General features: G+C 63.4%; 14 protein-coding genes and 1 other RNA gene. 8 read left to right on the plus strand and 7 right to left on the minus strand.

Features of this window, described 5'->3' with window-relative positions; genetic code table 11:
• The first annotated feature begins 8 nt into the window (after positions 1 to 8).
• Positions 9 to 2,252 carry a polyphosphate kinase 1 gene (ppk1, locus tag ACQ4N9_RS14515; protein ID WP_390966413.1) on the plus strand — a complete coding sequence of 748 codons (2,244 nt, stop codon included), beginning with the start codon at positions 9 to 11 and terminating at the stop codon, positions 2,250 to 2,252.
• Positions 2,253 to 2,562: 310 nt separating this feature from the next.
• On the opposite strand, the gene ppx is transcribed toward ppk1, so the two are convergent.
• Entirely contained in the window at positions 2,563 to 4,065 is a 1,503-nt protein-coding gene (gene ppx / locus ACQ4N9_RS14520) for an exopolyphosphatase (RefSeq protein ID WP_390966411.1), read from the minus strand.
• A gap of 246 nt (positions 4,066 to 4,311) precedes the next feature.
• Between ppx and trxA the strand changes: the two genes are divergently transcribed.
• The 5 genes from trxA (at position 4,312) to ACQ4N9_RS14545 (ending at position 9,796) form a co-directional block, all read left to right on the plus strand.
• The gene (gene trxA / locus ACQ4N9_RS14525) at positions 4,312 to 4,638 is read left to right on the plus strand and encodes a thioredoxin TrxA (RefSeq protein WP_011536309.1); all 327 of its coding nucleotides are present in this window, start codon (positions 4,312 to 4,314) and stop codon (positions 4,636 to 4,638) included.
• A 307-nt stretch (positions 4,639 to 4,945) separates the two neighbouring features.
• Positions 4,946 to 6,205: a transcription termination factor Rho gene (rho, locus tag ACQ4N9_RS14530; RefSeq protein WP_011536308.1), complete on the plus strand. Its 1,260-nt coding sequence runs from the start codon at positions 4,946 to 4,948 to the stop codon at positions 6,203 to 6,205.
• Between the two features lie 200 nt (positions 6,206 to 6,405).
• Entirely contained in the window at positions 6,406 to 7,872 is a 1,467-nt protein-coding gene (gene ubiD, locus ACQ4N9_RS14535) for a 4-hydroxy-3-polyprenylbenzoate decarboxylase (RefSeq protein WP_110995705.1), read from the plus strand.
• A complete protein-coding gene (locus ACQ4N9_RS14540; protein WP_125462166.1) occupies positions 7,872 to 8,840 on the plus strand; it encodes a CDP-6-deoxy-delta-3,4-glucoseen reductase in 969 nt (322 codons plus the stop codon). Before ubiD ends, ACQ4N9_RS14540 begins: the two co-directional genes overlap by 1 nt.
• A 305-nt stretch (positions 8,841 to 9,145) precedes the next feature.
• On the plus strand, positions 9,146 to 9,796 hold the full coding sequence (locus tag ACQ4N9_RS14545) for a gamma-glutamylcyclotransferase (protein WP_125462167.1): 651 nt from the start codon (positions 9,146 to 9,148) through the stop codon (positions 9,794 to 9,796).
• An 80-nt stretch (positions 9,797 to 9,876) separates the two neighbouring features.
• On the opposite strand, the gene ACQ4N9_RS14550 is transcribed toward ACQ4N9_RS14545, so the two are convergent.
• Positions 9,877 to 10,854, minus strand: a complete 978-nt coding sequence (locus tag ACQ4N9_RS14550) for an NADPH:quinone oxidoreductase family protein (protein WP_390966407.1) — start codon at positions 10,852 to 10,854, stop codon at positions 9,877 to 9,879.
• 158 nt (positions 10,855 to 11,012) lie between these two features.
• Here ACQ4N9_RS14550 and ACQ4N9_RS14555 point away from each other — a divergent pair, with 158 nt between their 5' ends.
• Positions 11,013 to 11,417 carry a flagellar basal body-associated protein FliL gene (locus ACQ4N9_RS14555; RefSeq protein ID WP_125462169.1) on the plus strand — a complete coding sequence of 135 codons (405 nt, stop codon included), beginning with the start codon at positions 11,013 to 11,015 and terminating at the stop codon, positions 11,415 to 11,417.
• On the opposite strand, the gene ACQ4N9_RS14560 is transcribed toward ACQ4N9_RS14555, so the two are convergent.
• Entirely contained in the window at positions 11,418 to 11,870 is a 453-nt protein-coding gene (locus ACQ4N9_RS14560) for an EVE domain-containing protein (RefSeq protein WP_390966405.1), read from the minus strand.
• Positions 11,871 to 12,047: 177 nt separating this feature from the next.
• On the opposite strand from ACQ4N9_RS14560, the gene ACQ4N9_RS14565 reads away from it, so the two are divergent.
• On the plus strand, positions 12,048 to 12,200 hold the full coding sequence (locus ACQ4N9_RS14565; protein WP_167409789.1) for a hypothetical protein: 153 nt from the start codon (positions 12,048 to 12,050) through the stop codon (positions 12,198 to 12,200).
• Positions 12,201 to 12,219: 19 nt separating this feature from the next.
• On the opposite strand, the gene ACQ4N9_RS14570 is transcribed toward ACQ4N9_RS14565, so the two are convergent.
• The 4 genes from ACQ4N9_RS14570 to ACQ4N9_RS14585 all read right to left on the minus strand — a co-directional run bounded on the left by ACQ4N9_RS14570 (position 12,220) and on the right by ACQ4N9_RS14585 (position 13,613).
• On the minus strand, positions 12,220 to 12,828 hold the full coding sequence (locus tag ACQ4N9_RS14570; RefSeq protein ID WP_390966403.1) for a 5-formyltetrahydrofolate cyclo-ligase: 609 nt from the start codon (positions 12,826 to 12,828) through the stop codon (positions 12,220 to 12,222).
• Positions 12,829 to 12,889: 61 nt separating this feature from the next.
• Positions 12,890 to 13,069, minus strand: a non-coding RNA gene (gene ssrS, locus ACQ4N9_RS14575) — 6S RNA.
• Positions 13,070 to 13,086: 17 nt separating this feature from the next.
• On the minus strand, positions 13,087 to 13,407 hold the full coding sequence (locus ACQ4N9_RS14580; protein ID WP_347149021.1) for a cell division protein ZapA: 321 nt from the start codon (positions 13,405 to 13,407) through the stop codon (positions 13,087 to 13,089).
• The gene (locus ACQ4N9_RS14585; RefSeq protein ID WP_110992146.1) at positions 13,404 to 13,613 is read right to left on the minus strand and encodes a TIGR02449 family protein; all 210 of its coding nucleotides are present in this window, start codon (positions 13,611 to 13,613) and stop codon (positions 13,404 to 13,406) included. Before ACQ4N9_RS14585 ends, ACQ4N9_RS14580 begins: the two co-directional genes overlap by 4 nt.
• Positions 13,614 to 13,764 lie beyond the last annotated feature (151 nt).

The following is a 13,764-nucleotide window of genomic DNA, read 5'->3' on the forward strand; positions in this document are numbered from 1 at the left end:
AACCTCAGATGAATAACGAAGTGCTCACACCTGTCGCGATCAAGGATGCCCAGGCCGTGCCCGAAGAGATGGTGCAGACCCCGCCCGACCTGCCGCCGGCAGCAGAGGCCGAGCCTGCGCCTGTGGTCGAAGCCGTGGCCCCTGCGCCGGCGCCGGCCCCGGCAATCGCCGTGCCGAGCCTGGACGACAGCAGCCTGTACATTCATCGCGAGCTTTCCCAGCTGCAGTTCAACATCCGCGTGCTGGAGCAGGCGCTGGATGAGTCGTACCCGCTGCTTGAGCGGCTGAAGTTCCTGCTGATCTTCTCCAGCAACCTGGACGAGTTCTTCGAGATCCGCGTGGCGGGCCTGAAGAAGCAGATCAACTTCGCCCGTGAGCAGGCGGGGGCCGATGGCCTGCAGCCGCACCAGGCGCTGGCGCGGATCAGCGAGTTGGTGCATTTCGAGGTGGAGCGCCAGTACGCGATCCTCAACGACGTGCTGCTGCCGGAGCTGGAAAAACACCAGATCCGCTTCATCCGCCGGCGTTACTGGACGACCAAGCTCAAGGCCTGGGTGCGCCGCTACTTCCGCGACGAGATCGCGCCGATCATCACCCCGATCGGCCTCGACCCGACCCACCCGTTCCCGCTGCTGGTGAACAAGAGCCTGAACTTCATCGTCGAGCTCGAAGGCGTCGATGCCTTCGGCCGCGACTCGGGCCTGGCGATCATCCCGGCGCCGCGCCTGCTGCCGCGGGTGATCCGTGTGCCGGAAGAGGTCGGCGGCGCTGGCGACAACTATGTGTTCCTGTCGTCGATGATCCACGCCCACGCCGATGACCTGTTCCAGGGCATGAAGGTCAAGGGCTGCTACCAGTTCCGCCTGACCCGTAACGCCGACCTGGCGCTGGACTCCGAAGAGGTCGACGACCTGGCCCGCGCCCTGCGCGGCGAGCTGTTCTCGCGCCGTTACGGCGACGCGGTACGCCTCGAGGTGGCCGACACCTGCCCGAAACACCTGTCCGACTACCTGCTCAAGCAGTTCAGCCTGAGCGAGAGCGAGCTGTACCAGGTCAACGGCCCGGTCAACCTGACCCGTCTGTTCAGCATCACCGGCCTCGACAGCCACCCGGAGCTGCAGTACACGCCGTTCACCCCGGCGATCCCCAAGCTGCTGGTGAATGCCGACAACATCTTCAGCGTGATCGGCAAGCAGGACATCCTGCTGATGCACCCGTTCGAGTCCTTCACCCCGGTGATCGACTTGCTGCGCCAGGCCGCCAAGGACCCGCACGTGCTTGCCGTGCGCCAGACGCTGTATCGCTCGGGCGCCAACTCTGAGATCGTCGATGCGCTGGTGGACGCGGCGCGTAACGGCAAGGAGGTCACTGCGGTGATCGAATTGCGCGCACGCTTCGACGAAGAGTCCAACCTGCAGATGGCCAGCCGCCTGCAGGCCGCCGGCGCGGTGGTGATCTACGGGGTGGTGGGCTTCAAGACCCACGCCAAGATGATGCTGATCCTGCGCCGCGAGCAGGGTGAGATCGTGCGTTACGCGCACCTGGGTACCGGCAACTACCACGCTGGCAACGCCCGCCTGTACACCGACTACAGCCTGCTGACCTCCGACGACGCCCTCACCGAGGACGTCGGCAAACTGTTCAGCCAGCTGATCGGCATGGGCAAGACCCTGCGCATGAAGAAGCTGCTGCACGCGCCGTTCACCCTGAAGAAGGGCATGCTCGACATGATCGCCCGGGAGACCCAGTTCGCCCTGGACGGGAAGCCTGCGCACATCATCGCCAAGTTCAACTCGCTGACCGATGCCAAGATCATCAAGGCGCTGTACAAGGCCAGCCAGTCGGGCGTGCGCATCGACCTGGTGGTGCGTGGCATGTGCTGCCTGCGCCCGGGCATCCCGGGGGTGTCGCACAACATCCACGTGCGCTCGATCATCGGCCGCTTCCTCGAGCACACGCGGGTGTTCTACTTCCTCAATGGCGGCGAGGAGCAGATCTACCTGTCCAGTGCCGACTGGATGGAGCGCAACCTCGACAAGCGTGTGGAGACCTGCTTCCCGGTGGAAGGCAAGAAATTGCTGCTGCGGGTGAAGAAGGAACTGGAAGGCTACCTGACCGACAACACCCAGGCCTGGACCCTGCAGCCGGACGGGCGCTACGTGCGCAGCTCGCCGACCGGCAACCAGAACCCGCGCAGTGCCCAGGCGGCGTTGCTGGAGCGGCTGAGCAACCCGGTGCTGAACGTACGCTAGCTGTGATGGCGAGCCGCTTCCCCTGTGGGAGCGGCTTTAGCCGCGAAGCAGGCGACGCAGTGGATGGCACCGGCTACGCCGGTGTTCGCGGCTAAAGCCGCTCCCACATGGATCGTGGCAAGCATCGTAACTGTGGGAGCTGGCTTGCCAGCGATGAGGCCAGCACTGACAACACAAGACAGTTGCTCCCACAGGGATAGCGCTAGCCTTGTGGCAAGCATCGTAACTGTGGGAGCTGGCTTGCCAGCGATGAGGCCAGCACTGACAACACGAGACAGTTGCTCCCACAGGCCCCTGCAAAATCTGGCTTTCAGCGCACGCTGAGCACGAACCCAACCCGAGTCAGCCACTCCGCCTCGTTGGCGAAGTCGGCCTGGGTCAGTTGGTTCTGCTCCAGCCAGCCGTCAGGGAACACCACTTCCAGGCTGTCATCAGCGGCTTGCAGTTCCACCTTTGGCATCTGCTGGGTGCCGCGGATGTGGTGGAACAGGATGGCGAAGCGCAGCAGCACGCACAGGCGAATCAGCTTGACGCCTTCGTCGCCGAACTCGGCGAACTTGTCCTTGGGGATGTTGCGGCGGTGGCCACGCACCAGCAGGGCCATCATCTGCTGGTCCTCGCGGGAGAAGCCCGACAGGTCGGAATGCTCGATCAGGTAGGCGCCGTGCTTGTGGTAGTGATAGTGGGCAATGTCCAGCCCAACTTCGTGTACTTTCGCTGCCCAGCCCAGCAGATCGCGCCAGTTACCCTCTTCAAGGTCCCATGCCTTGGCCACCTGGTCGAAGGCGTGCAAGGCTTTGCGCTCGACGCGCGCGGCCTGGCCCTGGTCGACGTGGTAGCGCTCCATCAGCGAGTTCAGGGTGCGTTCGCGCACGTCTTCATGGTGGTGGCGGCCCAGCAGGTCGAACAGCACGCCTTCACGCAGGGCGCCGTCACAGTGGTCCATGCGTGCCAGCTCCAGGGCGTCGAAGATGGCCTCCAGGATTGCCAGGCCGGCCGGGAAGATCGCCCGGCGGTCGGGCTTGACCCCTTCGAAGTCGATCTTGTCGGTTTCGCCGAGCTTGAACAGTTTGCGCTTGACCCAGGCCAGGCCTTCGGCGTTGACCTCGCCGTTGCCCAGGCCACCGGCCTTGATCGCCGCGCCGATGGCCCGGATGGTACCGGACGAGCCGATGGCCTCGTCCCAGGTCAGGCGGTGCAGGGCGTTCTCGATGCTCATCAGCTCCAGGCGTGCGGCAGTGTAGGCCTGGGCATAGCGCGCCGGGGTGACCTTGCCATCGCGGAAGTAGCGCTGGGTGAAGCTGACGCAGCCCATCTGCAGGCTTTCGCGCAGCAGTGGCTCGAAGCGCTGGCCGATGATGAACTCGGTGCTGCCGCCGCCGATGTCGGCGACCAGGCGCTTGCCGGGGGTGTCGGCGAGGGTGTGGGAAACCCCCAGGTAGATCAGGCGCGCTTCTTCACGGCCGGAGATGACCTCGACCGGGTGGCCGAGAATGGCTTCGGCGCGCAGGATGAATTCATTGCGGTTACGCGCTTCGCGCAGGGCGTTGGTGCCGACGATGCGCACTGCACCGGCGGGCATGCCGTTGATCAGTTGGGCGAAGCGCTTGAGGCACTCCAGGCCCCGTTGCATGGCTTCTTCGCTGAGCTTGCGCTCTTCGTCGATGCCGGCAGCGAGCTGAACCTTCTCCCCGAGCCGCTCAAGAATGCGGATTTCCGTGTGATGGGCCTTGGCCACAACCATATGGAAGCTGTTGGAGCCCAGGTCGATGGCGGCGATCAGAGACAGGTTCTTCGCGGTGGTATGCGGCATGGTCTGGGGGTTCTCGGTCGTTAACCTGGCAATCGTGCCACGATCGTGGCCATCCGCCAACGCGCAGCACTGCAAGGCTTTGATGCATGGCAATGTGATAGCGATGTTATGACGGTGATATGACAGTTTCGATTCGTGGGGTCTTGCACAACTATAGATACAGTCAATCGTCCGTGGCTTCCTGTAGCCAGCCGGTGCCGCTATGATGGGCAACGTTTTTTATTGCTTACGACCTTGGAGATTTCCATGAGCGACAAAATCAAACACGTCACCGACGCCAGCTTCGAAGCCGATGTACTGAAGGCTGAAGGCGCGGTGCTGGTCGACTACTGGGCTGAATGGTGCGGCCCATGCAAGATGATCGCTCCGGTACTGGACGCCATCGCCGAAGACTACGCAGGCAAGCTGGTCGTCGCCAAGCTGAACATCGACGAAAACCAGGAAACCCCCGCCAAGCACGGCGTGCGCGGCATCCCGACGCTGATGCTGTTCAAGAACGGCAACGTCGAGGCTACCAAGGTCGGCGCCCTCTCCAAATCGCAGCTGCAGGCGTTCATCGACGCCAACCTGTGATGTGAAAAGCCCCGCAAATGCGGGGCTTTTTTTATCTGCCGCAGTTGATCCGCGTGGGAGCGGGCTTGCCCCGCGATGGCGCCAGCCCAGATAAAAACCTGTCGATATGTGTGGTCAAAACCACTAGACGTCGAAAAAAGCAAGTGTTACATTCGGCCTCGCACTGCTTCTTTCAGTGCCCTCTGCACGCCGTCGCCGAAGCATCCCAATTCGAATCAGTACGCGATCCTGTCGCCATCTAGCGGCGCGGCCTCATTAAGCCAAAGCTTAACTCTCTCCCTTCTTACATGATTACGTCACTCCCCTTATGAACCTGACTGAACTCAAGCAAAAGCCGATTACCGATCTTTTGGAAATGGCCGAACAGATGGGCATCGAAAACATGGCCCGTTCGCGCAAACAGGACGTGATTTTCGCCCTGTTGAAGAAGCACGCGAAAAGCGGCGAAGAGATCTCGGGTGACGGCGTGCTGGAGATTCTCCAGGATGGTTTCGGTTTCCTGCGTTCCGCCGATGCCTCTTACCTGGCCGGCCCCGACGATATCTACGTTTCGCCCAGCCAGATCCGTCGCTTCAACCTGCGCACCGGCGACACCATCGTTGGCAAGATCCGCCCACCGAAGGAAGGGGAGCGTTACTTCGCCCTGTTGAAGGTCGACACGATCAACTTCGATCGCCCGGAAAACGCGAAGAACAAGATCCTGTTCGAAAACCTGACGCCGCTGTTCCCGAACAAGCGTCTGAAGATGGAAGCCGGCAACGGCTCCACCGAAGACCTCACCGGTCGCGTCATCGACCTGTGCGCTCCAATCGGCAAAGGCCAGCGTGGCCTGATCGTCGCGCCGCCTAAAGCCGGTAAGACGATCATGCTGCAGAACATCGCGGCCAACATCACCCGCAACAACCCCGAGTGCCACCTGATCGTCCTGCTGATCGACGAGCGCCCGGAAGAAGTGACCGAGATGCAGCGCACCGTGCGCGGCGAAGTGGTCGCCTCCACCTTCGACGAGCCACCAACCCGCCACGTGCAGGTTGCCGAAATGGTCATCGAGAAGGCCAAGCGCCTGGTCGAGCACAAGAAGGATGTGGTCATCCTGCTCGACTCCATCACCCGTCTGGCCCGTGCCTACAACACCGTGATTCCGAGCTCCGGCAAGGTACTGACCGGTGGTGTCGATGCCCACGCCCTGGAGAAGCCGAAGCGCTTCTTTGGTGCCGCGCGTAACATCGAAGAGGGCGGCTCGCTGACCATCATCGCCACCGCGCTGGTCGAGACCGGCTCGAAGATGGACGAAGTGATCTACGAAGAGTTCAAGGGTACCGGCAACATGGAGCTGCCACTGGACCGCCGCATCGCCGAGAAGCGTGTGTTCCCGGCCATCAACATCAACAAGTCCGGCACCCGCCGCGAAGAGTTGCTGACCGCCGACGACGAACTGCAGCGCATGTGGATCCTGCGCAAGCTGCTGCACCCGATGGATGAAATCGCCGCCATCGAGTTCCTGGTCGACAAGCTCAAGCAGACCAAGACCAATGACGAGTTCTTCCTGTCGATGAAGCGCAAGTAAGCTTCGCGTCTGGCTGCAACTGGGGCTGCTGTGCAGCCCTTCGCGGGTAATCCCGCTCCCACAGGTTCCGTGCTATCTGTGTGGGGGCGGGTTTACCCGCGAAGGGTCGCGCAGCGGCCCCAAGTCATTTTTGGCCTTTACCCCGTCAACGGCGCTACACTCTGCCCCCCGACCGACATGCCCCCACACGAGGCCCTTGCATGCAGTATCGCGATTTGCGCGACTTCATCCGTGGCCTGGAACAGCGCGGTGAACTCAAGCGCATCCAGGTTCCCATCTCCCCTGTCCTGGAAATGACCGAAGTCTGCGACCGCACCCTGCGCGCCAAGGGCCCGGCATTGCTGTTCGAAAAACCCACCGGTTTCGACATCCCGGTACTGGGCAACCTGTTCGGCACCCCCGAGCGCGTGGCCATGGGCATGGGCGCCGAGTCGGTCAGCGAGCTGCGCGAAATCGGCAAGCTGCTGGCGTTCCTCAAGGAGCCCGAGCCGCCGAAGGGCTTGAAGGACGCCTGGTCGAAACTGCCGATCTTCAAGAAGGTCGTGTCGATGGCGCCGAAGGTGGTCAAGGACGCGGTGTGCCAGGAGGTGGTGGTCGAGGGCGATGACGTCGACCTCGGGCAACTGCCGATCCAGCACTGCTGGCCGGGCGACGTGGCGCCACTGATCACCTGGGGCCTGACCGTCACCCGCGGCCCGAACAAGGACCGGCAGAACCTGGGTATCTATCGCCAGCAGGTGATCGGCCGCAACAAGGTCATCATGCGCTGGCTGAGCCACCGCGGCGGTGCCCTCGACTACCGCGAGTGGTGCGAGAAGCACCCTGGCCAACCCTTCCCGGTGGCCGTGGCCCTGGGGGCGGACCCGGCGACTATCCTCGGTGCCGTGACCCCGGTCCCGGACACCCTGTCCGAATACGCCTTCGCCGGCCTGCTGCGCGGTAACCGCACCGAGCTGGTGAAATGCCGTGGCAGTGACCTGCAGGTGCCGGCCACCGCCGAGATCATCCTTGAAGGTGTGATCCACCCGGGCGAAATGGCCCCGGAAGGGCCGTACGGCGACCACACCGGTTACTACAACGAGGTGGACAGCTTCCCGGTGTTCACCGTCGAGCGCATCACCCATCGGCAAAAGCCGATCTACCACAGCACCTACACCGGCCGCCCGCCTGATGAGCCGGCGATCCTCGGCGTGGCGCTGAACGAAGTGTTCGTGCCGATTCTGCAGAAGCAGTTCCCCGAGATCGTCGACTTCTACCTGCCGCCCGAAGGCTGCTCGTACCGCATGGCGGTGGTGACCATGAAAAAGCAGTACCCAGGCCACGCCAAGCGCGTAATGCTGGGTGTCTGGTCGTTCCTGCGACAGTTCATGTACACCAAGTTCGTTATCGTCACCGACGACGATATCAACGCCCGCGACTGGAACGATGTGATCTGGGCCATCACCACGCGCATGGACCCCAAGCGTGATACGGTGATGATCGACAACACCCCCATCGATTACCTCGACTTCGCGTCGCCGGTATCGGGGCTGGGGTCGAAGATGGGCCTGGATGCCACGCACAAATGGCCGGGCGAGACTACACGCGAATGGGGCCGGGTCATCGTCAAGGACGAGGCCGTCACCCGCCGTATCGATGAGCTGTGGGATCAGTTGGGAATAGATTGATGCAGGTAACCTTGCAGCCGTCCGGCGCGGTGCTGGCGGTGGAACCGGGCGAAAGGATTCTGGATGCGGCGCGGCGCCTGGGCTACGACTGCCCGAACAGCTGCCGTAACGGCAACTGCCATGTCTGCGCCGCGCTGTTGGTGGAAGGGCGTATCCGCCAGGAAGGCGTCATTCGCGATCACGGTGAGCTGTTCACCTGCATCGCCGAGCCGCTGGAGGACTGTGTCTTGCTGTGGGACGGTGTGCTGGCCCTGGGCGAGCTGCCGGTGCGCAAACTGGCCTGCACCGTCAGCGAGTGCGTCGACGTCGGTGGCGATGTCTGGCGCGTGCGCCTGCGCGCACCCGCTGGCAAGCCGCCGCGTTACCACGCAGGGCAATACCTGATGATCGAGCGTGAAGGGGCGGACAAGGCCGCTTTCTCGCTGGCCTCTGCGCCCCATGGCGGGCGTGAGCTGGAGCTGCATGTGCTGGCTCGCGAAAGCAGCGCCGTGCAGTTGATCGAGCAGTTGCGACGCAATGGCCTGGCGCGCATCGAGCTGCCCTTCGGTGATGCGCATCTGGCCGAACTGCCCGATGGCCCGTTGGTGCTGATTGCCGCCGGTACCGGCATGGGCCAGATGCACAGCCTGGTCGAGCACTGCCGCGCCCAGGGCTTCAAGCACCCGGTGCACCTGTACTGGGGCGTGCGGCGGCCCGAGGACTTCTACCAGATCGAGCACTGGGCCGAGTGGGAGCGCCTGCCCAACCTGTTCCTGCACAAGGTGGTCAGCGACCTGTGCGGTTGGGAAGGGCGTTGCGGCCTGTTGCACGAAGCGGTCTGCGAAGACATCGGCGATCTCAACCAGGTGCATGTGTACGCCAGTGGCTCACCGAACATGGTCTACGCCACCCTCGATGCCCTGGTAGAAGCCGGCATGGACCCGCATCGCATGCGCGCCGACGTGTTCGCCTACGCGCCGCGCGGTTGAAAGAGCACGGCACGCCGCAAGGGCGTGCCATGTTTAATAACCAACCTATTTAAAGTCGGATATATAGCGGTAACTCTTGCCGTTGCAGAAAATAACTTTCGCTATACTCGCAATATCTGTTTCCGTTCGGCGGAAGATAGAATGAAACTTCGCATTCAGGCTTGAGTGCCTGGTACGTTTTGTCTTAGCTTGTCATCAGGCCTGAGCGCAAAGCCCTCGTGGGAGCGGGCTTGCCCCGCGAAGGCATGGGTACAGGCAGCGCACACCGCTTTTCGGTAGTTCACAGGGAATAATGGCGGCAGCTCATGTCGACACTTGAAAGTTTGTCTTGGCAAATCTCATATCCCCCGTCACTCGATTTCGGGCAACAATTGACCCGCGAACAACTGCAGCACTCGATGCAGCAAACAATGGCCCAGCACACGGGTGGCCCGGTGTGGCTGTTCGCCTATGGCTCGTTGATCTGGCGCCCTGAGTGCAATTCGGTCGAGCGCCAGCGGGCGCGGGTGCATGGTTATCACCGTGGCCTTTACCTGTGGTCTCACGAACATCGCGGCACCCCGGAATGCCCTGGGCTGGTGTTCGGCCTTGATCGTGGCGGTTCGTGCAGCGGTTTCGCCTACCGCCTGGACGAGAGCAACCTGGACGATTCGCTGATGGCCCTGTGGCAACGCGAGATGCCTTATCCGGCCTATCGCCCGCACTGGCTCAGTTGCCGCCTGGGTGACGGCAGCAAGGTGCAGGCCCTGGGTTTTGTGCTGGAAAGGCACCTGCCGTGCTACGCGGGTAACCTGCCAGACACCCTGTTCAGCCAGATCCTCGCCAGCGCCACAGGGCGCTATGGCACCACGCGCGAGTATGTGGAGCAGACGCTCAATGCCCTGCGCAGCCACCAGATGCCTGATCGCAACCTGGAGGCGCGGTTCAGGCGCTGCCATAACCTGCGTGAGGTCTGATCGCGGGGCAAGCCCGCTCCCACGCCAAGGGCCGAGATCGAGCTGCCGCGCGTGGGAGCGGGCTTGCCCCGCGATGAGGTCTATCGGGCCACCACCACCAACTTGCCCACCGCCTGGCGCTGCGCCAGCCGCTCGATCGCCGCACCCCCTTCAGCCAACGCATAGGTCTGCGACACCAACGGCTTCAGCTTACCCTCGGCATGCCAGGCAAACAGCTGGCGGAAGTTGGCCGCGTTGTCCTCCGGCTGGCGCTGAGCAAACGCTCCCCAGAACACCCCGATCACTGCCGCGCCCTTGAGCAGCGCCAGGTTCACCGGCAGCTGCGGGATCGTGCCGCTGGCAAAGCCCACCACCAGCAGCCGCCCGTTCCATGCCAAGCCGCGCACGGCCTGGTCGAACAACGCGCCGCCCACCGGGTCGTAGACCACGTCCACCCCCTGGCCGCCGGTCAGGCGCTTGATCTCGTCCTTCAGGCTGGCCTGGCTGTAGTCGATCAGTTCATCGGCCCCGGCTGCCTTGGCCACCGCCAGCTTGTCGGCGCTGCTGGCGGCAGCGATCACCCGAGCACCCAGGGCCTTGCCGATTTCCACCGCAGCCAGGCCCACGCCCCCCGAGGCGCCCAGCACCAACAGGGTCTCGCCGGCCTTGAGCTGGCCGCGCTGGGTCAGCGCGTGCATCGAGGTGCCGTAGGTCATGCCGAAGGCGGCGGCGGTGGTGAAGTCCATGCCCGCAGGGATCGGCAACACGTTGTAGAACGGCACCGCCACCTGCTCGGCGAAGGCACCCCAGCCGGTCAGGGCCATGACCCGGTCACCGACCTTGAACGCGCCGGCCTTCTCGCCGACCGCTGCAACCACGCCGGCCGCTTCACCACCGGGCGAGAACGGCAGGGGCGGCTGGAACTGGTACTTGCCTTCGATGATCAGGGTGTCGGGAAAGTTGACCCCGGCGGCATGCACCTCGAGCAGGATCTCGTTCTTCTTCGGCGCGGGGCTGGCGACCTCTTCCAGAACCAGCTCCCGCGCCGGGCCCAGGGCTTTGCACAACAAGGCTTTCATCAGGGCTATTCCTTTGCGTGTGGTGGCCGATAAGTGTAGGAGGGCCGTTTGGCGGGTCAACGAGCATGGCCCGCCCTGATGTGCCGGCATAAGCCCGGGCTTGGGTTTGCCCGGCGCGCTGGGTAAGCTGGCGCCAACTGTATTGAGGAGCGTAATTGGTGAAAGCGTGGATCTTGATGGTGCTGGCCCTGATGCTGCCAGCCGCGGCGATGGCCGAGGAGGCCAAGGAAGGGGCGCCCAAGGTGAGCTATATCAGCCTCAGCCCGCCCTTCGTCGGCAACTATGCCCTCGACGGCAGCCCCAAGCTGCGTGTGTTCAAGGCCGACGTTGCCCTGCGCGTGACCGGCGATGCCGCCGCCGCCGCGGTCAAGCACCACGAGCCGCTGATCCGCAACCAGCTGGTGGCGCTGTTCACCCAGCAGGGTGTGGACAACATGAGCAACGTCGAAGCCAAGGAAAAACTGCGTCAGGACGCGCTCAAGCAAGTGCAGCAGGTGATGGAAGCCGAAGAGGGCAAGCCGATCGTCGAGGACCTGCTGTTCAACAACCTGATCGTGCAGTGATCAACGGCCCAGGGCGATGATCGCCGCCCACTGGGCCGCGGTTACCGGCATCACCGACAGGCGGCTGCCCTTCTGCACCAGCGGCAGTTCTTCGAGGGCGGCCTGCTGTTTGAGCAGGCCCAGGCCGAGTACCTGGCGGAAGGTCTGCACATGCTCTACGTCCACGGCGCTCCAGGGGTTCTTGTCGGCGCTGGCCTTGGGGTCGTGATAGTGGCTGGCAGGGTCCAGCGCGGTCGGGTCCGGGTAGGCGGCGGCGCTGATCCGGGCAATACCGGCCACGCCGGGTTGCGGGCAGCTGGAGTGATAGAAGAAAAACTCGTCACCGACGCTCATGGCCCGCAGAAAGTTGCGCGCCTGGTAGTTGCGTACCCCATCCCAGCGGGCGGTGCCGAGCCTTGCCAAGCCTTCGATGGAGAGCTCGTCGGGCTCGGATTTCATCAGCCAATAGGCCATGGATACTGCTCCTGAAAGGGTTTGAAATAACTCGTTGCATCAAACCGACAGCCGGTTGGCGTCAACGTTTGCGTGTGGGCTCACGTTGGCGGAAAATGCGCCGATTTTAAAGACAGACGCTCCGGCCGCCACCCATAAAGGCGCCGAGCACGGACAGTTTGCCTAGGGGGGCATTCGATGAAACAACGTAAACCGGACCTGCTCTGGATCCTCGCCTTCATTTTCGGCCTGGGCGTGGTGACTACCGGTTATGCGCAGGGCCTGTGGGAACGCAAGCTGGACGCCGCCAGCCAGCAGATGCCGGTCGACCCGGCGCAACAGCAGCGCTGATCCACATTTTCGAGCCTTATTACTTCGGCGCCAGGTACCTGTCACGGTCCGAGACCGTCCCCCGCAGCGGTACATCCCAGCTGGCCTGAGCGAGGCGTTCGACCTTCTGGCATTCGTGCGCCAGCCCCAGCAGCAACGGCTTCTTCCAGGCCTTGCGCCGCCCCAGGTAGGCCAGGCTGCGGTCGTAGAAGCCACCGCCCATACCCAGGCGCCCCCCCATTTCATCGAAACCGACCAGCGGCAGCAGGATCAGGTCCAGCGCCCAGACGGGTCGTTGGCGCTTGCGCTCGATCATCGGCTCCGAGATCCGGAAGCGATTAGGCCTTAGTTTCTCGCCCTGCTCGAAGCGCTGGAACACCATGCGCGTGCGTGGCCAGGCGTGCAGCACCGGCAGGTAGACGCGCTTGCCGCGCTTGTGGGCCTCGCGCAACAGCAGGCGCGGGTCGATCTCGCCGTCGTTGGGCAGGTACAGGGCAATGTGGCGGGCGCGCCGGAACAATGGATCCTGCGCCAGCTGGCGGTACAGGCCAAGGGCGGCCTGGCTTTGCTGGGCGGGTGTGAGGGCGCGGCGCGCATTGCGCAGCAGGCGACGAAGCTGGGGGCGGGTGAGCGGCGCGGTGTCGGTCATGGCACGGGCGATCCCTGAAGAAACGAAAAGCCCGCCATTGGAGGCGGGCAGTTCTGAATGCAGGCTCCCCGACAAGACCGCTATCGGTGTAGCCCTTGAACCCGAAAGTTCAAGGTGGAGATTGCAGGGGGCGTTAAGGCTTTCCGTCGGGCGGACATGCACACCGGCCCCAGCGTGCAACCCCCGTGGTTGTGCGTATCGGCTCAGGGACATAACCGACTGGCGCATCCCCCAGGGAGTGGCGCCAGTATACCAATCTCAATCGTTTTTGCTAACCGGATCGTCGGACAGCGCCTGATCGACCCGTTCCAGCAGGTCGCGCACCTGCTCGCGGGTGGTGCCGCCACTGCTGGCCGCTTCCGGTCGGTCCTGGCGGTGCAGCAGCTCGTGGGTGATGTTCAGGGCGGCCATGACCGCGATGCGGTCGGCGCCGATCACTTTGCCGCTGCTGCGGATCTCGCGCATCTTGCCGTCGAGGTAACGGGCGGCGCCGACCAGGTTGTTGCGCTCCTCGGGCGGGCAGATGATCGAGTATTCCTTGTCGAGGATCTGGACGGTGACGCTATTGCTTGAACTCATGAGTCTTGCTCCAGGGCCTTGAGGCGCAGGATCATCGATTCGATCTTGCGCTTGGCGATCTCGTTCTTTTCGATGAGGTGGGCGCGCTCCTCGCGCCAGGTTTTTTCCTGCGCTACTAAGAGTGCGTTTTGCCGTTTTAGTTGCTCGACCCGCTCGATCAGCGACTCGAACCGGCTCATCAGCGCTTGCAGGTCGTTCTCTTGCATGGGTTGCACTCGATTCGCTCCATCGTCGACTCACCTTGCGATCATGCCCGCACAGTAGCCACGCGGCCAGTGCTGATGGTCTTGGCGCGCCTGCCGGTGCTAGGATACAAGGCCTTCATTCTAGTCATTGCGCCGTCTGGCGCCTAGCTGC

This window comes from Pseudomonas sp. ES1 (assembly GCF_050586605.1).
Lineage (GTDB): Bacteria > Pseudomonadota > Gammaproteobacteria > Pseudomonadales > Pseudomonadaceae > Aquipseudomonas > Aquipseudomonas sichuanensis.